The sequence below is a fragment of the Erwinia persicina genome (assembly GCF_014838825.1).
GTDB lineage: Bacteria > Pseudomonadota > Gammaproteobacteria > Enterobacterales > Enterobacteriaceae > Erwinia > Erwinia persicina_A.
The window spans coordinates 238,803-259,173 of the sequence record NZ_JACYMO010000004.1 but is presented as its reverse complement, the minus strand read 5'-3'; the positions used below and the strand labels follow the sequence as shown (position 1 = coordinate 259,173).

General features: G+C 56.1%; 23 protein-coding genes and 2 tRNA genes. 19 read left to right on the top strand and 6 right to left on the bottom strand.

What is annotated here, in order from left to right; genetic code table 11:
- Window position 1: 1 nt before the first annotated feature.
- The 5 genes from IFU29_RS12675 (at window position 2) to IFU29_RS12655 (ending at window position 3,448) form a co-directional block, all read left to right on the top strand.
- Window positions 2-589 carry a hypothetical protein gene (locus IFU29_RS12675; RefSeq protein WP_191934242.1) on the top strand — a complete coding sequence of 196 codons (588 nt, stop codon included), beginning with the start codon at window positions 2-4 and terminating at the stop codon, window positions 587-589.
- Window positions 586-948, top strand: coding sequence for a DUF596 domain-containing protein (locus IFU29_RS12670; protein ID WP_191934241.1), 363 nt, complete (start codon window positions 586-588; stop codon window positions 946-948). Before IFU29_RS12675 ends, IFU29_RS12670 begins: the two co-directional genes overlap by 4 nt.
- Window positions 949-961: 13 nt before the next feature.
- Window positions 962-1,525, top strand: a complete 564-nt coding sequence (locus tag IFU29_RS12665) for a hypothetical protein (RefSeq protein WP_191934240.1) — start codon at window positions 962-964, stop codon at window positions 1,523-1,525.
- A gap of 111 nt (window positions 1,526-1,636) precedes the next feature.
- Window positions 1,637-2,074, top strand: a complete 438-nt coding sequence (locus IFU29_RS12660) for a VOC family protein (protein WP_191934239.1) — start codon at window positions 1,637-1,639, stop codon at window positions 2,072-2,074.
- A gap of 168 nt (window positions 2,075-2,242) precedes the next feature.
- Entirely contained in the window at window positions 2,243-3,448 is a 1,206-nt protein-coding gene (locus IFU29_RS12655) for an MFS transporter (RefSeq protein WP_191934238.1), read from the top strand.
- A 17-nt stretch (window positions 3,449-3,465) separates the two neighbouring features.
- On the opposite strand, the gene IFU29_RS12650 is transcribed toward IFU29_RS12655, so the two are convergent.
- Both IFU29_RS12650 and IFU29_RS12645 read right to left on the bottom strand, forming a co-directional pair.
- Complete coding sequence (locus tag IFU29_RS12650) at window positions 3,466-3,942, bottom strand: YbaK/EbsC family protein (RefSeq protein ID WP_191934237.1); 477 nt, start codon at window positions 3,940-3,942, stop codon at window positions 3,466-3,468.
- A 224-nt stretch (window positions 3,943-4,166) separates the two neighbouring features.
- Window positions 4,167-5,264 carry a GGDEF domain-containing protein gene (locus tag IFU29_RS12645; protein WP_191934236.1) on the bottom strand — a complete coding sequence of 366 codons (1,098 nt, stop codon included), beginning with the start codon at window positions 5,262-5,264 and terminating at the stop codon, window positions 4,167-4,169.
- A gap of 248 nt (window positions 5,265-5,512) precedes the next feature.
- Between IFU29_RS12645 and IFU29_RS12640 the strand changes: the two genes are divergently transcribed.
- A complete protein-coding gene (locus IFU29_RS12640) occupies window positions 5,513-5,797 on the top strand; it encodes a DUF1435 domain-containing protein (protein WP_191934235.1) in 285 nt (94 codons plus the stop codon).
- 121 nt (window positions 5,798-5,918) lie between these two features.
- Here IFU29_RS12640 and IFU29_RS12635 read toward each other — a convergent pair.
- The 3 genes from IFU29_RS12635 to rsmC form a co-directional block, all read right to left on the bottom strand.
- Window positions 5,919-6,005: transfer RNA gene (locus tag IFU29_RS12635), tRNA-Leu, on the bottom strand.
- Between the two features lie 33 nt (window positions 6,006-6,038).
- Window positions 6,039-6,125, bottom strand: a tRNA-Leu gene (locus IFU29_RS12630).
- A gap of 173 nt (window positions 6,126-6,298) precedes the next feature.
- Window positions 6,299-7,327, bottom strand: coding sequence for a 16S rRNA (guanine(1207)-N(2))-methyltransferase RsmC (gene rsmC, locus IFU29_RS12625; protein ID WP_191934234.1), 1,029 nt, complete (start codon window positions 7,325-7,327; stop codon window positions 6,299-6,301).
- A 142-nt stretch (window positions 7,328-7,469) separates the two neighbouring features.
- On the opposite strand from rsmC, the gene IFU29_RS12620 reads away from it, so the two are divergent.
- From IFU29_RS12620 to yjjG, 3 genes are all read left to right on the top strand, one after another.
- Complete coding sequence (locus IFU29_RS12620) at window positions 7,470-7,889, top strand: DNA polymerase III subunit psi (protein WP_191934233.1); 420 nt, start codon at window positions 7,470-7,472, stop codon at window positions 7,887-7,889.
- Window positions 7,852-8,295 (top strand): ribosomal protein S18-alanine N-acetyltransferase, encoded by a 444-nt coding sequence (rimI, locus tag IFU29_RS12615; RefSeq protein WP_191934232.1) that lies wholly within the window; start codon window positions 7,852-7,854, stop codon window positions 8,293-8,295. The genes IFU29_RS12620 and rimI overlap by 38 nt, the downstream gene beginning before the upstream one ends.
- Window positions 8,296-8,407: 112 nt before the next feature.
- Window positions 8,408-9,088, top strand: coding sequence for a pyrimidine 5'-nucleotidase (gene yjjG, locus IFU29_RS12610; RefSeq protein WP_191934379.1), 681 nt, complete (start codon window positions 8,408-8,410; stop codon window positions 9,086-9,088).
- Between the two features lie 93 nt (window positions 9,089-9,181).
- Here yjjG and yghU read toward each other — a convergent pair whose 3' ends face one another.
- Entirely contained in the window at window positions 9,182-10,033 is an 852-nt protein-coding gene (gene yghU / locus IFU29_RS12605; protein WP_191934231.1) for a glutathione-dependent disulfide-bond oxidoreductase, read from the bottom strand.
- A 143-nt stretch (window positions 10,034-10,176) separates the two neighbouring features.
- On the opposite strand from yghU, the gene IFU29_RS12600 reads away from it, so the two are divergent.
- The 10 genes from IFU29_RS12600 to deoD all read left to right on the top strand — a co-directional run bounded on the left by IFU29_RS12600 (window position 10,177) and on the right by deoD (window position 20,263).
- The gene (locus tag IFU29_RS12600) at window positions 10,177-10,824 is read left to right on the top strand and encodes a DNA-3-methyladenine glycosylase I (RefSeq protein WP_191934230.1); all 648 of its coding nucleotides are present in this window, start codon (window positions 10,177-10,179) and stop codon (window positions 10,822-10,824) included.
- Window positions 10,825-10,993: 169 nt separating this feature from the next.
- On the top strand, window positions 10,994-12,583 hold the full coding sequence (prfC, locus tag IFU29_RS12595; RefSeq protein WP_062747338.1) for a peptide chain release factor 3: 1,590 nt from the start codon (window positions 10,994-10,996) through the stop codon (window positions 12,581-12,583).
- A 326-nt stretch (window positions 12,584-12,909) separates the two neighbouring features.
- Complete coding sequence (gene osmY, locus IFU29_RS12590; RefSeq protein ID WP_191934229.1) at window positions 12,910-13,521, top strand: molecular chaperone OsmY; 612 nt, start codon at window positions 12,910-12,912, stop codon at window positions 13,519-13,521.
- Between the two features lie 128 nt (window positions 13,522-13,649).
- A complete protein-coding gene (locus IFU29_RS12585) occupies window positions 13,650-13,811 on the top strand; it encodes a DUF1328 domain-containing protein (RefSeq protein WP_013200641.1) in 162 nt (53 codons plus the stop codon).
- A gap of 96 nt (window positions 13,812-13,907) precedes the next feature.
- The gene (locus IFU29_RS12580; protein WP_191934228.1) at window positions 13,908-14,960 is read left to right on the top strand and encodes a patatin-like phospholipase family protein; all 1,053 of its coding nucleotides are present in this window, start codon (window positions 13,908-13,910) and stop codon (window positions 14,958-14,960) included.
- A complete protein-coding gene (locus IFU29_RS12575; RefSeq protein ID WP_118664710.1) occupies window positions 14,957-15,733 on the top strand; it encodes a TatD family hydrolase in 777 nt (258 codons plus the stop codon). Before IFU29_RS12580 ends, IFU29_RS12575 begins: the two co-directional genes overlap by 4 nt.
- 272 nt (window positions 15,734-16,005) lie before the next feature.
- Window positions 16,006-16,785, top strand: coding sequence for a deoxyribose-phosphate aldolase (deoC, locus tag IFU29_RS12570; RefSeq protein ID WP_191934227.1), 780 nt, complete (start codon window positions 16,006-16,008; stop codon window positions 16,783-16,785).
- 106 nt (window positions 16,786-16,891) lie between these two features.
- Window positions 16,892-18,211 carry a thymidine phosphorylase gene (gene deoA, locus IFU29_RS12565; RefSeq protein ID WP_191934226.1) on the top strand — a complete coding sequence of 440 codons (1,320 nt, stop codon included), beginning with the start codon at window positions 16,892-16,894 and terminating at the stop codon, window positions 18,209-18,211.
- A 66-nt stretch (window positions 18,212-18,277) separates the two neighbouring features.
- Window positions 18,278-19,501: a phosphopentomutase gene (deoB, locus tag IFU29_RS12560; protein ID WP_191934225.1), complete on the top strand. Its 1,224-nt coding sequence runs from the start codon at window positions 18,278-18,280 to the stop codon at window positions 19,499-19,501.
- A 42-nt stretch (window positions 19,502-19,543) separates the two neighbouring features.
- Complete coding sequence (gene deoD / locus IFU29_RS12555) at window positions 19,544-20,263, top strand: purine-nucleoside phosphorylase (protein WP_062747355.1); 720 nt, start codon at window positions 19,544-19,546, stop codon at window positions 20,261-20,263.
- The last annotated feature ends 108 nt before the right edge of the window (window positions 20,264-20,371 follow it).

Below are 20,371 nucleotides of genomic sequence, written 5' to 3'. Positions count from 1 at the left end.
GATGTTGCGTAAAACCACACTGTTCCTGCTGCTGGCCTCCGTTAGCGGCTGTAGCCAGTTTCCGCATAATTCCTTTTTCACCCCGCCTGCCGCGGGTGAAAATACCGCCTCGGTGCGTATTGTCGGCGGCACCGAGCAGGCCTCCATTGAGCAGGAGGTCAACGGCCAGACGACGGGAGGGCTGGTGCGCAGCAGTGAGTTTATTCTGACCCATACTCAGGATCGCGGGATGCCGGTGGCCAGCGATCAGGACAAATCGTCCTGGAGCGACTATTACGAAACCCCGGTGGTGGCAGGCCAGAAAACCATCATCGGCCTGGCCTATGACGGCGGCAACAACCGGTGCAGCAGTACCATGAGCTTTGTGCCGAAGAAGGGGCACTACTATCAGTTCGGGTTGCAGGTTGACGTGCGTCTGCGCCAGTGTCGCGGTTTGCCATACGAGCTGAAGCAGAATGCTGCGGGACAGTGGCAGCTGGAGCGCATCAGTGATGTCACCTGGGGCGGGCAATATGGCCATGAAGATGCTAACTGGAAAAAGATGCCGGACAGGCTGGTGCCCCCGTCTCCCCCTGTTGACCTGCGATGAGTCCGGAAACCATCAAACAATCGGTGCTGCAAAGTGCCCGTGGCCTGTCACTCGGCGCGCTCTGGCAGCATATAGAGGTCGAGTGCCGCACGATCCCGGATAACAGCAGCCTGAGAAAAGCGATCTTCTTTGAGCTGTTACGCCAGGAGCTGAAGGGCGGGCAGATCTGCCTGGCTAGCGATGGCCACTTTCTGGCCGGGTCGGTGGAGGAACAGCTACAGCGCCTGGCTGACGCCTGGCCTTCGCCTGATTCAGACGATGAGTCAGAGGATGTTGATGACACCGGCCTCTGGTTTCTGGCGAAAGCGCCCGCCGGGCTGGTATGGATAACCCCGGACGGGCAGGAAGTCTGGACGTGATAACGGCTGACCGATGAACTATCGCTGGAGTTTCGCGCTGACCGGACTGTGGCTCAGCGGCTGTAGCCTGCTGCCACAGCAGGAATTCTTTACTCCGCCTCCCGCGGGTGCGGACGTCGCCATGCTGCGTATTATGGGCAGCACGGAGAGTAACGCGCTGTATCAAATGGACAACGGTAAACTGCGCGGGGGGCTCATCCGTGAAAGCCGTCTGGTCTTGCGTAATACGCAGGATCAGGGCATGCCCAGGGTGAGCGGTAAGGAAGCGACCTACACCAGTGATTATTTTGAAACGCCGGTTTATGCGGGCCGAAAAACCACGGTATATCACAGTTATCATCGCGGTAAGAACCGCTGCATGAATATCGTTAGCTTTGTCCCTGAGAAAGGACATTATTATCAGCTGAGTCAGGCGGTCGACCTGAAAATGTATCGCTGCCGTGCCTGGCCGAATGAGCTGGTCAAAGACGCGGGCGGACAATGGGTGTTGAAACCCATTGCCAACGCCACTTACGGCAATAAATATCTGCCGCAGGATGGCGGCTGGCAGGCGATGGTGCCGCGGGTCATTAACTGAACACGAATAGCACAATCTGTGCCCTGATACCCGCCGCCCGCACTGACGATCACCTGCCTTGCCGCAAACGCGCCATGATAACGGCTCTGACGATCAATCAAGGAGTGGGCGATGAGTAGTGCAGTGGATGTGGGGTTCACCCACGTAGCCTTTGAAGTGCAGGACTTACAAAAAAGTATCGATTTCTATCAGCGTTATGCCGGGATGCAGGTGGTACACCAGCGCGAGCCGGGAGTGCCGGAGGCCGAAAAAGTGGCCTGGCTCTCTGACCTGACCCGACCGTTTGCGCTGGTGCTGGTGCAGACTGCGGTCAGAAGGGATACCCCCCTCGGGCCGTTCGGCCACCTTGGCGTTGCCTGCGCCTCCCGCGAAGAGATTGACCGTAAAGTCGCGCTGGCAGAAAAAGAAGGGGTGCTGCGCAAAGCGCCGGTTCAGTTCCCTGAGCCCGTCGGCTACTGGGCCTTCTTTGCCGACCCGGATGGCAACACGCTGGAACTCTCTTACGGCCAGCAGGTGGGGTTGCAGGCGATGATTGCCCGTGACCTGTAACGTCTGAAAGCGCTGCTTACCAGGCTAATTATTAGCCTGGTAACACAATGACATGCCCTTTTACAGTCTGGTGATAAGCCTGACAAACGCGTCATAATCCACTTCTGTCTTACATGCTATAAACAAGTTATTAACATTCTTGTGAGCCTCTAAGACAGGACCCGCCCTATGTTTAACTGGACCTCTACTCAGCGCAACGTCGCCTTCGCCTGTTTTGGCAGCTGGACGCTGGATGCGTTTGACTTCTTTATCCTGGTCTTCGTGCTCAGTGATATTGCGGATAATTTCCACGTCAGCATCACCGATGTGTCGCTGGCGATTATGCTGACACTGGCGGTGCGGCCACTGGGCGCGCTGCTGTTTGGCCGGCTGGCAGAAAAATGGGGTCGCCGTCCTGTGCTGATGGCCAACATTATCGCCTTCACCATTTTTGAGCTGCTCTCCGCCTGGTCTCCCTCACTGCTGTGGTTCCTGGTCTTCCGCGTGATTTACGGGGTGGCAATGGGGGGCGTCTGGGGGGTAGCCTCCTCCCTGGCAATGGAAACCATTCCCGACCGTTCACGAGGGCTCATGTCCGGGGTATTTCAGGCGGGGTATCCCTTCGGTTATCTGCTGGCCTCTGTGGTGTTTGGCCTGTTTTACAGCCTGGTGGGCTGGCGCGGGATGTTCCTGATTGGTGCGCTGCCGGTGTTACTGCTGCCGTTTATCTATTTTAAGGTGCCCGAGTCGCCGGTGTGGCTGGCAGCGCGCGAGCGCAAAGAGACGGTGGCCCTGCTGCCGGTGCTGAAAAGCCACTGGAAGCTCTGTGTCTATCTGGTGCTGCTGATGGCCTGCTTTAACTTCTTCAGCCACGGTACGCAGGACCTCTACCCGACCTATCTGAAAGTGCAGCAGGGTTTTGCACCTCATGTCATCAGCATCATTGCCATTTTCTACAATATTGCCGCGATCCTCGGCGGCATTCTGTTTGGCGCGCTGTCGGAAAAAATAGGCCGTAAGAAGGCGATTATCATCGCGGCCTTCCTGGCGCTGCCGGTGCTGCCGCTGTGGGCTTTTTCCAGCGGCTCCTGGGCGGTAGGTGCAGGTGCGTTTCTGATGCAGTTCATGGTGCAGGGTGCATGGGGCGTGGTGCCGGGCTGGCTGACGGAGCTGGTGCCTGCCGGGGCGCGTGCGGTTCTGCCGGGGTTTGTCTATCAGTTGGGGAACCTGGTGGCGTCGGTCAACGCCACGCTACAGTCAAAAATCGCCATTGCCAACGGCAACAATTATGCGCTGGCAATGGCGATCGTCGCCGGAACGGTGGCGGTACTGATCTGCGCGATCGTCGCCTTTGGCCGGGAAACGCGGGGCGCGATTATTTCGGGTCAGTCATAAGACCCGTCCGGGGCGGGTCAGCTGGCCTCCTGAAAGGGCTGGCAAACATCAACCCACTGAGCCTCGGTCAGCTGCGCCATATACTCAGGTGCGATGCGTACCGCGCTGTGGATGGCTCCGGCGGCGGGTAGCACTTCCTGATAGTCCCTGAGGGACACGTCGCAGTAAACGGTCAGTGGGTTCTCGAGGCCGAAGGGGCAGACTCCGCCCACCGGATGCCCGGTCCAGCTCACCACCTCATCGGTATTGAGCATTCTCGCTTTCGCCCCCAGTGTCTCTTTCAGCTTGCGGTTATCCAGCCGCGCGTCACCCCGGGTGACAATCAGGACCACACGATCTTTCACTTTTAACGACAGGGTCTTGGCAATCTGCCCCGGCTCAACCTGATGAGCGGCAGCAGCAAGGGCGACGGTGGCGGTGCTTTCTGACAGTTCAATGATGTCAATTTCGGGTGCGCGATCGGCAAAAAACTGCCGTACTGACTCCAGACTCATGCTTATCTCCTGCGTGATGAAGAGATAAAATTGCCATATTGTCCACAATCTGTAAACGTCAAAAAAATGGCTTTTGCCCGGTAAGAAACAAACACCATCGTTAATCATTTAAAAACTTAATTCGCAGCAATATCTTATTTTTCGCGGGCTGGATGGGGATTTGTATTAAAGAAAAGGTTAAGCTTTTAAAATGAATGGGCCTTAAATAAGGCCGTCTTCATTTTTTATAACGCATCGGCAGCCTGGCTTAAGTGTTTTTTAACCAGGTCATGATGGGAGAGAATAGTATTACGTCCCTGGTTTTTAGCCAGGTATAACGCCCGATCGGCATTTGCCAGCGCATTGTCAAAATCATCTTCCATCAGTGGGGCAATGCCGGCACTAATGGTGACATGGGTGGCAACCCGATCGTTGAAGCGGTGAGGGATTTCCAGGTCCAGTACATATTGGCGGATACGCTCGGCCAGCTTCAGGGCAATGGATTCATTCACGTTGGTCAGTAAGACGAGGAATTCCTCACCGCCGTAGCGCGTCACGATATCGCGCGATCGTACCGCATCGCGAATGGCGACCGACACGCGTGCCAGCGCCTGATCACCCATCGCGTGGCCATAGTTGTCGTTATAGGCTTTGAAGTTATCAATATCCAGCAGCAGGACGAAATGGCTGCCCGCATGATTATCCAGAATATTCTCCAGCCGGTTTTTCAGCCCGCGACGGTTATACAGCCCGGTTAACGGGTCCAGCATGCTCAGGTCGCTGTAAGTCTCTTTCTCTTCGTACAGCTGGCTCACCAGACGCCGGGTAAAGTTATCACGCCGCCGCAGCATCAGATGATGCAGGGTGAAACCAAACAGCGGCAGGATAATGGTAAACAGCAGCACGAACGTATTCTGGCCGTGATCGAGTACCAGCACCGTCACAGAGGCGGGCGCCGTGTGCAGGCAGAAAGCGAGCAGGTGATCGCCCAGCGCGATGGCACTGATAAAAAATACGCTGACCAGCGAGACCAGCAGGAAGCTGTTATCAAAATAAAAATTTTGTTGGTACTTTAGCCCAATTTGCCAGGCCCAAAGTACGCCAGTGATCAGGGCCGCACTATTTAATAGTGGAAATTTGCCCAGAGGTTTTAAAATCATCCAGATAAGTAACAATATGCTCAATATTATAATAGTCGCCGTAGGTGGAGTCACCATGGGGGCAGAAAGACGATTAACGTTGAGCATGGAAAATACGGCAGTCGCTGTGTTTAAAAAAAGAAATAGCATCAGCGATAGCCGATGCTTGCTGTGAAGCAATTCATCGTAGCTTTGTAATTTCATTATGATTACTCGTGACTGCCCTGAAATATCAAAGCACTATCATAGTGAATGGCTGATATTTCATAATTGGAATAGTTTAGAGCCGTTATTATTAGATTTTTCTGAATGTTGATCGCTGCCAATCTACCACTTAAACGCGAAGCTGTCATCTGGCGGGATAAAGTTTCAACAACAATGTGCTGCAAAGTGATAAAAACTATCATATGATATTGGTAATCATTATCATTTGAAACTGTGTGGACACCGCAATGCTGACGGCAGTAGTGACCGCGTGCGGGTTATGGGGGGTAAGCTGGGTGATGGGCAAAAGACTGGATAGCGGCTGGGGCGTACTGCTGCCCTGCGCGATGATGCCGCTGGTGGCGCTGATGGAGCTGTCATTCACTGAGTGGCGGGTGCTGATGGTGGTAGCGTTGCTGGCAACCGTAGTAATGCTGTTTCATAAGCGTCTGCGCCATTACCTGCTGCTGCCATCCTGCATCGCACTGGCTGGCGGACTGGCTGCACTGTCGGTAAATTTTTCCGGGCTGTAGTCCGGTAAGATCAGACGGTAAAAAGGCATTAGAAGGAAGTGTTTTACTTAACAGAGGCCGTGCTGAGAAAGTACTGAGGGTCAGAAAGAGGGGAAGCTGAGGTACTGCAGGGTATTCAACATGGTGCGAAGAGAGGGACTTGAACCCTCACGTCCGTTAAGACACTAACACCTGAAGCTAGCGCGTCTACCAATTCCGCCACCTTCGCGCAGATGCTGCGTAATATGAACAACGTGGTTTTTGGTGCGAAGAGAGGGACTTGAACCCTCACGTCCGTTAAGACACTAACACCTGAAGCTAGCGCGTCTACCAATTCCGCCACCTTCGCATACCCGCAACATAACAACGTTATATCGCAACCACGGAGGCGCATTCTAGAGATTTTACCCGGTACGTCAACAGTTATTTCTTATTGTTGAAACAAACGCCTGGAAAAGAATCGCTTATGGCAGCGGGCGACCGTAAACCGTCGCCCCTGGCGGAAATGGACGACGGACGGGGTTACTTCTTCGGCGGACGGCCTTTCACGGCGCGGTACACCTTAAAGCGTCCATTCTGCAACAGCACTTCATGACTGCCGAAGGTTTCATCCAGCACCTGCGGGTATGGCAGGAAGGCGTTGGCCACAATACGCAGCTCACCGCCGGTGTTCAGGTGGGTGATTGCGCCACGGATCAGCGTCTGCGCGGCGTCAAGACTGGTCTGGACACCATCGTGGAACGGTGGGTTAGACAGGATCATGTCAAAGCGCCCAGGGATGTCTGAATAAACATTACTGGCAAACACCTCACCTTCCAGCTGGTTGGCGGCCAGCGTGGCTTTACTGGCTTCAATCGCGGCGGCATTCACGTCGGTCAGCGTCAGACGCACCTTCGGGGAATGGGTGGCCAGCAGGGCAGCGATCACGCCTGCGCCGCAGCCCATGTCCAGCACTTTGCCTTTGGTGTGAGGCTTGAGGGTGGAGAGCAGCAGCTGGCTGCCGATATCCAGCGCATCGCGGCTGAACACGCCGGGCAGCGTTTTGATGGTGAGGTCGCCCAGCGGGTATTCATCCCAGAACGCATCCACCGCAAAGGTCGGCTGCTTATCCAGCCTGCCGTGATACAGCCCACAGCGGCGGGCGCTGTCGATCTTGGTGACGGTTGCCCAACCTTCCAGCATCTGCTCTGCGCTACGCACGCCGCTGCGGTTTTCACCGATAACGAAAATATCGCAGCCGACCGGCAGCAGCGACAGCAGGTTCTGCAGCTGGAACTGGACTTCAGGTTTGTTTTTCGTCCAGTAGTAGACCAGGGTGTCGCAGTCTGCGACCACCTCGGGGGTGGCAACCAGACCATAATGGGCGTTTTCCCCAAGGGCACGGCTGAGGATCTGCCAGTGATGGTATTGCTGGGTATGTACCCGGCTCAGCGCCGTTTCCAGCTGGGCGGGCAGGTCATCCTGCAGGTCACCAGCAAACAGCACGCGGCGTTCAGTAAACTCATCACTATGGCGCAGTATCACTTCACTGGCCGGGGTAAATGCGGACATCGATGGCTCCTTATAAATCAGAGCGGCGATTATACCCTGCATACCTGAAGCTGCAACTGCGTTAGCCGCGTCGTTTGTTGGCGCAGTTTCGACGAATTTGCTAGCATGGCGGCGCATTCAGGCGACCAGACAGGATAAAAAGATGTCTTCGAGACGTGACTGGTTATTAGAGCAAATGGGGATAACGCAGTATACGCTGCGGCGTCCGCGCGCCCTGCAGGGCGAAATCGCAGTGACGTTGCCCGCAGAGACCCGGCTGGTGATCGTGGCGGAAACGCCTCCGGCGCTGCACGATCCGCTGGTGAACGATGTCCTGCGCGCCCTGAATCTGCAGGCCCCGCAGGTGCAGGCGCTGACGCCAGAACAGCTGGAAATGCTGCCGGATGATGCCCGCTGCAACAGCTGGTGCTTAGGACTTGATGCCCCGGTGCCACTGGCCGGAACCCAACTGGCTTCGCCTTTACTGGCGGAGCTCTATCATAATGCCGCCGCCAAACGGGCGCTCTGGCTGCAGATTTGTCAAAATGAATCAGATTTCCTTACTCACAGCGCACGATCTTGAACAGGCGTATGCCATTGAGCAGCGCAGCCACGCTTTTCCCTGGACTGAAAAAACCTTTACCAGCAATCAGGGGGAACGTTACCTGAATTATCGCCTGACGGTGGATGAAACGCTGGCGGCGTTTGCTATTACCCAGGTGGTGCTGGATGAAGCCACGCTGTTTAATCTGGCTGTTGACCCGGCCTTTCAGCGTCGTGGCCTCGGCCGCGAGCTGTTACAGCATCTGATTAGCGAGCTGGAGCAGCGCGGCGTAGTCACGCTGTGGCTGGAGGTTCGGGCCTCTAATCACGCGGCGATAGCGCTGTATGAGCAGCTTGATTTCAATGAGGTCTCGATCCGCCGCAACTATTATCCGGCGGCAGAGGGGGGCAAAGAAGACGCGATCATGATGGCCCTGACGATTTAAATGGGGCATAGCACAGGCTATCTGACCTGCTCTTTCGGGAGCAGGCTGTGCTCACACATTGCAGATGACGATAACGCCTGAATATTGAAGGCAATGGACTTTAGGAATGACGATGCTTAACAACTGGGACTGGGTTTTATTTGACGCTGACGAGACGCTGTTCCATTTCGATGCGTTTGCCGGTTTGCAGCGTCTGTTTCAGCAGTACGATGTGCCGTTCAGCCGCGCTGACTATGACGACTATCAGGCGATTAACAAGCCGCTTTGGGTGGACTACCAGAATGGGGCCATCAGCGCCCTGCAGCTTCAGCATCAGCGTTTTGAGGGCTGGGCGGCAAGGCTGGATGTCACGGCCAGCGATCTGAATACCGGATTTCTCGGTGCCATGGCGGAGATCTGTACGCCGCTGGACGGGGCCGTTGAGCTGCTGACTGCGCTGAAAGGGCGGGTGAAAATGGGCATTATTACCAACGGCTTTACCGCGCTGCAGCAGGCACGCCTGGAACGCACCGGTTTTCTGGGGGTGTTCGATCTGCTGGTGATCTCGGAGCAGGTGGGCCACGCCAAGCCGCACCCGGCGATCTTTGACCATGCGTTAAATCAGATGGGCAATCCGGCGCGCGATCGGGTGCTGATGGTCGGTGATAACCCGGACTCAGATATTTTAGGCGGGATCAACGCCGGGATGGCGACCTGCTGGCTGAATGCCGATGGCCGTGCGCGGCCAGAAGGCATTACCCCCACCTGGGAGGTCACGTCCCTGAAAGCGTTACAGAATAAGTTAGTCGGCTGATCGACACAGACGATCCGCAACCGGGGCGGTAATTGTTTGCCGGGCGGGTGGACGGCAAAAAAGCGTCCACCCGCCGCGTACCAGGGCGGGGGATTACAGCCCCAGTTTGTCGAAATCGGACGCGTCGTGACGCTCCGGCAGCTGTTCGTTTTCCGGGCCCCAGGTGCGGTTAACCACGCGGCCGCGTTTTACTGCCGGACGGGCAGCAACTTCATCGGTCCAGCGCAGCAGATTTTTATAGGAACCGGCATCAAGGAACTCCGCCGCGTCGTAGGCCAGCCCCTTCACCAGCGTGCCGTACCACGGCCACACCGCCATATCGGCAATAGTGTAGTTTTCCCCGGCAATATACCGGTGTTTCGCCAGCTGCTGGTCAAGCAGGTCGAGCTGACGTTTGGCTTCCATCGTAAAGCGGTCGATGGCGTACTCGATCTTCACCGGGGCGTAATGGTAGAAATGGCCAAACCCGCCACCCAGGTAGGGTGCCGCACCCTGCAGCCAGAACAGCCAGTTCAGCGTTTCCGTACGGCCAGCCGGATCTTTTGGCAGGAAGTGACCCATTTTTTCGGCCAGATAGAGCAGAATGGCACCTGACTCAAATACGCGGGTCCCCGGAACGGTGCTGGTATCAAGCAGGGCCGGGATCTTGGAGTTGGGATTGACTGCCACAAAACCGGAGGAGAACTGTTCGCTGTCGCCAATGCGGATCAGATGCGCGTCATACTCCGCCTCCTGCACGTTCAGCGCCAGCAGCTCTTCCAGCAGGATGGTGACCTTCTGTCCGTTCGGCGTTCCCATGGAATAAAGCTGCAGCGGGTGTTTGCCTACCGGCAGATCGGCCTCAAAGCGTGCGCCAGCTGTCGGACGGTTGATGCTGCCCCAGGTGCCGCCCAGACCTTTATTTTCGCTCCAGACTTTCGCAGGTTGATACTCTTTATCGCTCATAATTCAACGGGCCCTTTTGCAAAATAAATGGCAGGTAATGAACTAAAGATAGTGGAACAGGGTGATACACGCGATCAGGTATAGCATTACGCAGGTGAGCACGTTTACCCTCAAAGAGCACAATGACACAAGGAGAATCTGAAATGGATCAAACGGATCTCACCACGCTACATGCCGCCGGGCTGGCCGTGACGGCAGATGGCCGCATCTGCTGTGCGTGGCAGTCTGGCATGCCGGCTTACCACGACAGCGAGTGGGGGCGCGTGGTGGTCGATGACAAGATGTTGTATGAAAAAGTGTGTCTGGAGGGGTTTCTCTCCGGCATGTCATGGAAGATGATCTATAACAAACGCGATAATTTTCGCCGGGCCTTTGCCGGGTTCGACTTTCGTCTTGTCGCCCGCTTCGGTGAAGAGGATATTGCCCGGCTGATGGCGGATAAAAGTATTGTGCGTAACCGTGCCAAAATCGTCTCTGCCATCAACAATGCCCAGCGTGCGCTGGCGTTGGTGGAGGAAGCGGGTTCGCTCGCCGCCTGGTTCTGGCAGTTTGAGCCTGCCCCGGACAGGCGTCCGGCAAAGATTGATCTGCCGTTCTGGCAAACGGTGAAAACCTGTCCGGAAGCCGAAGCGATGTCAAAAGCGCTGAAAAAACGCGGCTGGACCTGGGTCGGGCCAGTGGCCACCTATTCGCTTATGCAGGCGCTGGGGCTGGTGAACGATCACCTGGAGGGCTGCTGCTGCCGGGCGGAGTGTGAGGCCGAACGCGCGCGGTTAATCCGTCCGCGCTGACCTGTTACCGGCGCTGACTGTCGCACTTTAGGTTGAATAAGCGCCGGTCAGTCATTGTGTATGACGCCGGGATAAGCGAAAATGCCGCCCATTATCGATTAATCGGCTGTAGTTCCCGCTGCGCGCGTTCCGTCGCACGGCGGCGCAGCGCCAAACCAGAAGAAGCGTCATGTCAAATGCACCCTTTATGCAGGAGGTGGCTCGTCGCCGCACTTTTGCCATCATTTCTCACCCGGATGCCGGTAAAACCACCATCACTGAAAAAGTGCTGCTGTTCGGACAGGCTATCCAGACCGCCGGTACGGTAAAAGGCCGTGGCTCCAACCAGCATGCTAAATCAGACTGGATGGAGATGGAAAAACAGCGTGGGATCTCCATTACCACCTCGGTGATGCAGTTCCCTTATCGCGGTAGCCTGGTCAACCTGCTGGATACCCCGGGGCACGAAGACTTCTCGGAAGATACCTATCGTACCCTGACCGCCGTTGACTGCTGTCTGATGGTGATCGACGCCGCCAAGGGCGTTGAGGATCGTACCCGTAAGCTGATGGAAGTGACCCGTCTGCGTGATACGCCGATCCTGACCTTCATGAACAAACTTGACCGTGACATCCGCGATCCGATGGAAGTGATGGATGAAGTCGAAAGCGAGCTGAAAATCGCCTGTGCGCCCATCACCTGGCCTGTGGGCTGCGGCAAGCTGTTCAAAGGTGTGTACCACCTGTATAAAAATGAAACCTACCTGTATCAGACCGGTAAGGGCCATACCATCCAGGAAGTGCGCATTGTTAAAGGGCTGGATAATCCAGAGCTGGATGCGGCCATTGGTGAAGACCTTGCTGCGCAGCTGCGTGACGAGCTTGAGCTGGTGCAGGGCGCATCGCACGAGTTTGACCGTGAAGCCTTCCTCAACGGGAAGTTAAGCCCGGTATTCTTTGGTACGGCGTTAGGTAACTTCGGCGTTGACCATATGCTCGACGGACTGGTGGAGTGGGCACCGTCACCGATGCCGCGTAATACGGATGTCCGTACCGTTACCGCGACGGACGAGAAATTTACCGGCTTTGTATTCAAGATCCAGGCTAACATGGACCCGAAACACCGTGACCGCGTGGCCTTTATGCGCGTGGTTTCCGGTAAGTATGAAAAAGGCATGAAGCTGCGCCAGGTGCGCACCGGGAAAGACGTAGTGATTGCCGATGCACTGACCTTTATGGCCGGTGACCGTTCGCACGTGGAAGAAGCGTATCCGGGCGATATTATTGGCCTGCATAACCACGGTACTATTCAGATCGGCGACACCTTTACCCAGGGTGAGAACATGAAGTTCACCGGCATTCCGAACTTCGCGCCGGAGCTGTTCCGCCGCATTCGCCTGCGTGACCCGCTGAAGCAGAAACAGCTGCTGAAAGGGCTGGTGCAGCTGTCGGAAGAGGGTGCCGTGCAGGTGTTCCGTCCGGTACACAACAACGATCTTATCGTTGGTGCTGTCGGTGTGCTGCAGTTCGACGTGGTCGTGGCCCGTCTGAAAAGCGAGTACAACGTCGAAGCTATCTACGAAGCGATCAACGTCGCCACCGCCCGCTGGGTAGAGTGCAGCGATGCGAAGAAGTTTGATGAATTCCAGCGTAAGAACGAAGTGAACCTGGCGCTTGATGGCGGTGATAACCTCACCTATATCGCACCGACCATGGTGAATCTGAATATTACTCAGGAACGTTATCCTGACGTGGTATTCCGTAAAACGCGCGAACATTAATCCCTCTGGGACGGACTCTGTATTGAGGGCCGTCCGCCGCGCAGTGCGCGTTCAGGTTAAAGGGCGGCCGCAACACAGGGTCGCCCCCTTGCCTTACAGACTCCTCCTAAAACCCCTCTTTTTTGCTGCTTTATCCAACAAATCATCCGTCATCCCCGGTGAAATCCTCATTACCGACTATATTCATTTCTACAGGACGAAAAATACGCGGCGCGATGGCTGCAACGTTCAACGGCAAAAGTACCATCTTGCCAACAACTACAGTCACGCCGTTTGTGACTGAAAAGCTCACCGTTGTGAGTGCAAAAGACAAAAGGAACGAATCGATGATGAAGACTAATATGGCAAAAACGCTGATGGCCCTGATGGTAGGTTCTGCTCTGGTGAGCGGTTCTGCGCTGGCAGAAGGCACCATGACGAGCAAAGCGGAGTCTACGGCAGACAGCGCGGGTTCAAAAATCGATAGCTCTATGAAAAAAGTCGGCGGCTACATGGATGACAGCGGCGTGACGGCAAAAGTGAAAGCCGCGCTGGTGGACAACGATGCCATCAAAAGCACCGATATTTCCGTTGAAACGCACGAAGGTGTTGTGACGTTGAACGGCTTTGTGACTTCGCAGGATCAGGCTGAACTGGCCGTTGCCGCCGCTAAGAAAGTGGAAGGCGTGAAATCCGTGAGCGATAAACTACACGTGAAAGACAGCACAAAACAGACGGTAAGCGGTTATGCAGGTGATACTGCAACGACCAGCGAAATTAAGGCTAAACTGTTAGCAGACGACATCGTACCCTCACGTAATGTGAAAGTGGAAACCACCAACGGTGTGGTTCAGCTGTCCGGTGCGGTGAAGACGCAGGCGCAGTCCGAGCGCGCTGAAGGTATTGCCAAAGCCATTGAAGGCGTGAAAAGCGTTAAAAACGATTTGACCGTTAAGTAATGACCCGGCGGCCCGTATTTCAGGGGCCGCCAGTCGATTCACCCGCAAAGAAAAAACGTTCGCCCCTGCAGTGCAGGTGATGTGAATGATAAAAACTGTTCGATTTCACTACTGGTAAGGAGAGGCATATGTTTCGTTGGGGTATTATCTTTCTGATTATTGCGCTGATTGCTGCGGCGTTAGGTTTCGGTGGTTTGGCGGGTACAGCGGCATGGGCTGCAAAAATCGTCTTTGTCGTCGGTATTATTATCTTCCTTATCAGCCTGTTTACCGGACGTAAAAAACTCTAGTACAACAGCCTGAGCCGTTAATTAAGCAATAAGCGCCTCACGCACGTGACTGAGAACAGGTATCCTCTCTTTCTTTATCTTGAGAGGATACCTGGCTTGGGCATACGCATCCCGATAACCCTCGGCAATATTGCGCCGCTGGCGTTAAAACCCTTCCACCCAGGCAAACTTGCCCTGGTCTGCGAAGGCGGTGGGCAACGCGGTATCTTCACCGCTGGTGTGCTGGACAGTTTCCAGCAGGCTCACTTTAATCCCTTTGATCTGATGCTCGGCACCTCTGCCGGGGCACAAAATCTGTCGGCTTTTGTCTGCGCCCAGCCAGGTTATGCCCGCCGCGTTATTACCCGTTACACCACCAGCAAACAGTTTTTCGATCCGCTGCGCTTTGTGCGCGGAGGGCATCTTATCGATCTCGACTGGCTGATTGATATCACCCGCCAGGAGTTCCCGCTGGCGATGGAGGCGGCTGACAAGCTGTTCTCCAGCGGGCGCGAGTTTTACATGTGTGCCTGCCGCAGCGATGACTATACCCCCGGTTACTTTTCCCCTACGCCAGACACCTGGCATGACATTATCAGGGCCTCCAGCGCGATACCGGGGTTCTACCGGCCGGGCGTGCTGCTGGACGGTGTCAGCTATCTGGATGGCGGGATCCGCGATGCGATCCCGGTGCGCGAGGCCGCCCGTCGCGGCGCGGAAACCATCGTGGTGATCCGCACGGTACCCTCGCAGATGACCTATACTCCCCAGTGGCTGAAACGCGTGGAGCGCTGGCTGAGTGACGGGGCGCTGCAGCCGCTGATCAATATTATGCAGGTGCATGAAGAGAGCTACGGCGAGATCCAGCGCTTTATTGATAAGCCGCCGGGGAAACTGCGGATCATTGAAATTTACCCGCCCCGCCCGCTGGCCAGTTCGGCGCTCGGCAGCCGGATCGCTTCGCTGAATCAGGATTACCACCTGGGCAGGCGCTGCGGCCGTTATTTCCTTGCCACACTGGGGCAGTTCCTGAGCGAAGGCAGCAGCCTGACTCGCTTCCGTACGGTGGTGCCGCCCGCTGCTGTGGCCAATGAGTCTGACCGTCAGGGGATCCTGCCTGGTCCGCTGTCAGGCAATGATGTTGGCTTTGATAAAGGATCGCTGGCATGACGCTGCGCTTCGTTGATACCCACTGTCACTTTGATTTTGCCCCATTTGCCGGCGATGAAGCGGCCAGTATTGCCCGCGCCGCGGCGGCGGGGGTAGAGAAGATCATTGCCGTGGGGGTGTCGGCTTCGCGCTTTGAAGGTGTACTGGCGCTGGCAGAACAGTATCAGGCTGTTTACGCAGCACTGGGCGTGCATCCGATGGCGATTGCAGAGCACCAGCCGCAGGATCTGGTAACGCTGGAACAGCACCTGCAGCGCCGGCGCAATAAGCTGGTGGCCGTGGGTGAAATTGGCCTCGATCTCTATATCGATAATCCGCAGTTTGACCGCCAGCAGACGCTGCTGGACGCACAGCTGCGGCTGGCGCGTGAGTACGACCTGCCGGTGATCCTGCATTCGCGCCGCACGCATGACAAGCTGGTTCAGCATCTGCGGCGTATCGATCTGCCACGCCGTGGCGTGGTGCACGGTTTTGCCGGCAGTGAACAGCAGGCGCTGGCCTTCATCCGCGCCGGGTATGCCATCGGCGTGGGCGGAACCATCACCTACGAGCGCGCCAGCAAAACCCGCCGGGCGATATCCCGGCTGCCGCTGACGTCACTGTTACTGGAGACGGACTCACCCGATATGCCTTTGCAGGGATTCCAGGGGGAGCCTAACCGCCCTGAGCGGGTAAAAAATGTCTGGCAGACGCTGTGTGAACTGCGTGCTGAACCCCCACAACAGATTGCTGAAACGCTGCGTGAAAACACCCGCATCCTCTTTGGTCTTTGAACACACCCGACTTGCCTGATCCTGTCCGATCCCGTAATGTTATTATTATAACATTTTCCTCTGGCCCCACCTGGCTGTCCCTGCGCCAGCAGCGGCCATCAGAGGTGATTTAAATCACCTTTAATGTAATAATCATGAAACTGTCATCTTTTTATTGTGAGGATCGCCACAACATGCCGGGGATCCCGCTGTTATAATTCTAACATTACAGGGCATTTCAGGCTGCCAGCCTGGCGATCGTGCCCTGACTGATAACGATCTGGAGATAAACCATGTCCGATGTAAAAACTCAGGCGCTGCGTGCGCTGCAACTGATGGATTTGACCACCCTGAATGACGACGATACCGATGCGAAGGTCATCGCCCTGTGTCATCAGGCGAAATCCCCGGCGGGGAATACGGCGGCCATCTGTATTTACCCCCGTTTTATCCCGATTGCGCGTAAAACGCTGCGTGAACAGGGTACCCCCGACATTCGTATCGCCACGGTGACTAACTTCCCGCACGGCAACGATGATATTGCCATTGCGCTGGCCGAAACCCGCGCGGCCATTGCTTATGGTGCCGATGAGGTCGATGTGGTGTTCCCGTACCGGGCGCTGATTGCCGGCAATGAAACGGTCGGCTTCGAGCTGGTAAAAGCCTGTAAAACCGCTTGCGCTGAAGCCAACGTGCTGCTGAAAGTGATCATTGAAACCGGTGAGTTGAAAGAAGAAGCGCTGATCCGCAAAGCCTCTGAGATTGCGATTGATGCCGGCGCTGACTTTATCAAAACCTCTACCGGTAAAGTGCCTGTGAATGCCACCCCGGAAGTTGCAGAAATTATGATGCGCGTTATCGCAGAAAAAGGGGTGAAAGCGCAGGTCGGCTTTAAGCCTGCTGGCGGCGTTCGTACCGCTGACGATGCAGCGATCTACCTGAAGCTGGCCGATGACATTCTGGGCAGCGACTGGGCGGATGCACGTCATTTCCGCTTTGGTGCCTCCAGCCTGCTGGCCAGCCTGCTGAATACCGCCGGTTTTAGCGGCGCGACCAGCGACAGCAAATATTAACCGGCGGGCGGGTTTGCCACGCTGAATCCGCGCTGGCCGCAGCAAAACGGGTTGTATCGATCACGCCCGTTTTGTCCTTTAATGTATTGAAATACCGGGGGTTACCGTGTTCCTGCCACAAGAAATTATCCGTAAGAAACGTGATGGACTGGCGCTAAGTGAAGAAGAGATCCGCTTTTTTATCAACGGCGTGCGAGACAACACGGTATCTGAAGGGCAGATTGCTGCGCTGGCGATGACCATCTATTTCCACGATATGTCCCTGCCTGAGCGCGTGGCCCTGACCATGGCGATGCGGGACTCCGGTTCGGTGCTGAACTGGAAGGCGCTTAACCTGAATGGCCCGGTGGTAGATAAACACTCCACCGGCGGCGTGGGCGACGTCACGTCCCTGATGCTGGGCCCGATGGTAGCAGCCTGCGGTGGCTTTGTGCCGATGATTTCCGGTCGTGGACTGGGCCATACTGGCGGCACGCTGGACAAGCTTGAGGCTATCCCCGGGTTTGATATCTTCCCGCAGGACGATCGTTTCCGTCAGATTATTAAAGAAGTGGGTGTGGCCATTATCGGCCAGACCAGCTCACTGGCACCGGCAGATAAGCGCTTTTACGCCACGCGTGATATTACCGCCACGGTAGATTCAATCCCGCTGATCACCGCGTCGATCCTCGCCAAGAAACTGGCGGAAGGGCTGGATGCGCTGGTGATGGATGTCAAAGTGGGTTCAGGTGCCTTTATGCCGACCTTTGAACAGTCGGAAGCGCTGGCGCAGGCGATTGTCGGCGTGGCCAACGGGGCCGGATGCAAAACCACCGCCCTGCTGACCGACATGAATCAGGTGCTGGCCTCCAGCGCGGGGAATGCGCTTGAAGTCCGCGAGGCTGTGCAGTTCCTGACGGGAGCGTACCGTAACCCACGCCTGCTGGAAGTCACCCTGGCACTGTGTAGCGAAATGCTGCTCTCCGGTGGCCTGGCTAAGAGTGATGAAGAGGCCCGGGCGAAACTTCAGGCCGTGCTGGACAACGGTCGTGCGGCTGAGGTGTTTGCCCGTATGGTCGCGGCGCAGAAGGGCCCGGCCGACTTTATCGAACGTATTGACAGCTATCTGCCTGCGCCGATGCTGAGTAAGGCGGTTTACGCCGACCGGGGTGGCATCGTCAGCGCCATGGATACCCGCGCACTGGGGATGGCGGTGGTATCGATGGGCGGTGGCCGTCGCCGCGCCAGCGACAGCATTGACTACAGCGTCGGCTTCAGTGAGATGGCGCAGTTAGGGGATACCGTGGACGGACAGCGTCCGCTGGCAGTGATCCATGCCACCAGTGAGGCCAGCTGGCAGGAAGCCGCCGCCGCCGTGAAAAAGGCCATTGCCCTCAGCGATGTGAAACCTGAGTCAACGCCAGTTATTTATCGCAGAATATCGTAATTAGGGGTATTCTGTTCTGATCGCATTTTTTTAACGCTCATCGCGAAAATCGCGCAGGAGATCAGGATGAAACGTGCATTTATCATGGTGCTTGATTCCTTCGGAATCGGGCACAGCAAAGACGCCGACAAATTCGGCGATAAAGGCTCGGATACCCTCGGACATATTGCCGAGGCGTGCTTCAGGGGTGAAGCAGACAAAGGACGTAAAGGTCCGCTTCATCTGCCAAATCTGACGGCACTGGGATTAGGCAAAGCGGCGGAAGCCTCCAGCGGTAAGTTCCCGCCGGGCTTGGATAAAGAGGCGGAGATCATCGGGGCATACGCCTACGCCAGCGAACTCTCTTCCGGCAAAGATACGCCGTCCGGGCACTGGGAAATTGCCGGGGTACCGGTGCTGTTTGACTGGGGCTACTTCAGCGATCTGGAAAACAGTTTCCCGCAGGAACTGCTCGATCTGCTGGTGGAAAAAGCCAACCTGCCGGGTTACCTCGGTAACTGCCACTCCTCCGGTACGGTGATCCTTGACCAGCTGGGTGAAGAGCATATGAAAACCGGTAAGCCGATTTTCTATACCTCTGCTGACTCGGTGTTCCAGATTGCCTGCCATGAAGAGACATTTGGCCTCGATCGTCTTTACGAACTGTGTGAAATTGCGCGCGAAGCGCTGACCGAAGGCGGATACAATATTGGCCGTGTGATTGCGCGTCCGTTTATTGGTGATAAGCCGGGCAGCTTTGAACGTACCGGTAACCGTCACGATCTGGCGGTAGAGCCACCTGCGCCGACCGTGCTGAAAAAACTGGTCGACGAGCAGGGCGGGGAAGTGATCTCCGTAGGCAAAATTGCCGATATCTATGCCCACGTTGGCATCACTAAAAAGGTGAAGGCAACGGGCCTGGACGCGCTGTTTGATGCCACGGTTGAAGAGATGAAAATCGCACCGGATAACAGCATCGTGTTCACCAACTTTGTTGACTTCGACTCCACCTGGGGCCACCGTCGCGATATTCCGGGCTATGCCGGTGGGCTGGAGTTGTTTGACCGCCGCCTGCCAGAGCTGATGGCGCAGGTGAAAGAGGGCGATATCCTGATCCTCACCGCTGACCACGGCTGCGATCCCAGCTGGCCGGGCACCGAGCATACGCGTGAACATATCCCGGTGCTGATTTACGGTCCTGGCGTGAAGCCGGGCGACTATGGCTATCGCGAAACCTTTGCCGATATCGGCCAGACGGTTGCCCACTATTTTGGTCTTTCACCGATGGAATACGGTAAACCGTTATTCTGAAGGGAAAAGCGCAGTAACTCATTATTTGAATAAGGATTAAACATGGCTACGCCACATATTAACGCTGAGATGGGTGATTTCGCTGACGTCGTGCTGATGCCGGGCGATCCGCTGCGCGCGAAACACATCGCGGAAACCTTCCTGCAGGACGCGGTAGAGGTCAACAACGTCCGCGGGATGCTGGGCTACACCGGCACCTATAAAGGCCGCAAAATCTCGGTGATGGGCCACGGTATGGGGATCCCATCCTGCTCAATCTACGCGAAAGAGCTGATTACCGATTTCGGCGTGAAAAAAATCATCCGCGTCGGTTCCTGCGGTGCGGTACGTGCTGATGTGAAACTGCGTGACGTGGTCATCGGCATGGGCGCGAGTACTGATTCCAAAGTGAACCGTATGCGTTTCAAAGACCATGATTTCGCCGCGATTGCTGACTTTGAGATGGTGCGCAACGCGGTTGACGCTGCGAAAGCGCTGGGTGTGGATGCCCGCGTCGGTAACATCTTCTCTGCCGATCTGTTCTATACCCCGGATCCGCAGATGTTTGACGTGATGGAAAAATACGGCATCCTGGGCGTGGAGATGGAAGCCGCCGGTATCTACGGCGTAGCGGCAGAGTTTGGGGCGAAAGCACTGGCGATCTGCACCGTCTCTGACCACATCCGTTCCGGCGAGCAGACTACCGCTGCCGAACGTCAGACTACCTTCAGCGAGATGATTGAGATCGCGCTGGAGTCTGTGCTGCTGGGCGACAAAGCCTGATTTGTACTGGCGGGCTGACCGACACATAAGGTCAGCCCTGCATTACCGGTGCAATCTGCTGTGGCCAGAGGGCGACCCGTTCCGGGTCGCCCTCTTTTTTTGCCGCCA

What these genes read in the sequence shown, in the direction of transcription:
- IFU29_RS12675 (WP_191934242.1), top strand. Translation starts at nt 2, where the DNA reads ATGTTGCGTAAAACCACACTGTTCCTGCTGCTGGCCTCCGTTAGCGGC.
- IFU29_RS12670 (WP_191934241.1), top strand. Translation starts at nt 586, where the DNA reads ATGAGTCCGGAAACCATCAAACAATCGGTGCTGCAAAGTGCCCGTGGC.
- IFU29_RS12665 (WP_191934240.1), top strand. Translation starts at nt 962, where the DNA reads ATGAACTATCGCTGGAGTTTCGCGCTGACCGGACTGTGGCTCAGCGGC.
- IFU29_RS12660 (WP_191934239.1), top strand. Translation starts at nt 1,637, where the DNA reads ATGAGTAGTGCAGTGGATGTGGGGTTCACCCACGTAGCCTTTGAAGTG.
- IFU29_RS12655 (WP_191934238.1), top strand. Translation starts at nt 2,243, where the DNA reads ATGTTTAACTGGACCTCTACTCAGCGCAACGTCGCCTTCGCCTGTTTT.
- IFU29_RS12650 (WP_191934237.1), bottom strand. Translation starts at nt 3,942, where the DNA reads ATGAGTCTGGAGTCAGTACGGCAGTTTTTTGCCGATCGCGCACCCGAA.
- IFU29_RS12645 (WP_191934236.1), bottom strand. Translation starts at nt 5,264, where the DNA reads ATGAAATTACAAAGCTACGATGAATTGCTTCACAGCAAGCATCGGCTA.
- IFU29_RS12640 (WP_191934235.1), top strand. Translation starts at nt 5,513, where the DNA reads ATGCTGACGGCAGTAGTGACCGCGTGCGGGTTATGGGGGGTAAGCTGG.
- rsmC (WP_191934234.1), bottom strand. Translation starts at nt 7,327, where the DNA reads ATGTCCGCATTTACCCCGGCCAGTGAAGTGATACTGCGCCATAGTGAT.
- IFU29_RS12620 (WP_191934233.1), top strand. Translation starts at nt 7,470, where the DNA reads ATGTCTTCGAGACGTGACTGGTTATTAGAGCAAATGGGGATAACGCAG.
- rimI (WP_191934232.1), top strand. Translation starts at nt 7,852, where the DNA reads ATGAATCAGATTTCCTTACTCACAGCGCACGATCTTGAACAGGCGTAT.
- yjjG (WP_191934379.1), top strand. Translation starts at nt 8,408, where the DNA reads ATGCTTAACAACTGGGACTGGGTTTTATTTGACGCTGACGAGACGCTG.
- yghU (WP_191934231.1), bottom strand. Translation starts at nt 10,033, where the DNA reads ATGAGCGATAAAGAGTATCAACCTGCGAAAGTCTGGAGCGAAAATAAA.
- IFU29_RS12600 (WP_191934230.1), top strand. Translation starts at nt 10,177, where the DNA reads ATGGATCAAACGGATCTCACCACGCTACATGCCGCCGGGCTGGCCGTG.
- prfC (WP_062747338.1), top strand. Translation starts at nt 10,994, where the DNA reads ATGTCAAATGCACCCTTTATGCAGGAGGTGGCTCGTCGCCGCACTTTT.
- osmY (WP_191934229.1), top strand. Translation starts at nt 12,910, where the DNA reads ATGATGAAGACTAATATGGCAAAAACGCTGATGGCCCTGATGGTAGGT.
- IFU29_RS12585 (WP_013200641.1), top strand. Translation starts at nt 13,650, where the DNA reads ATGTTTCGTTGGGGTATTATCTTTCTGATTATTGCGCTGATTGCTGCG.
- IFU29_RS12575 (WP_118664710.1), top strand. Translation starts at nt 14,957, where the DNA reads ATGACGCTGCGCTTCGTTGATACCCACTGTCACTTTGATTTTGCCCCA.
- deoC (WP_191934227.1), top strand. Translation starts at nt 16,006, where the DNA reads ATGTCCGATGTAAAAACTCAGGCGCTGCGTGCGCTGCAACTGATGGAT.
- deoB (WP_191934225.1), top strand. Translation starts at nt 18,278, where the DNA reads ATGAAACGTGCATTTATCATGGTGCTTGATTCCTTCGGAATCGGGCAC.
- deoD (WP_062747355.1), top strand. Translation starts at nt 19,544, where the DNA reads ATGGCTACGCCACATATTAACGCTGAGATGGGTGATTTCGCTGACGTC.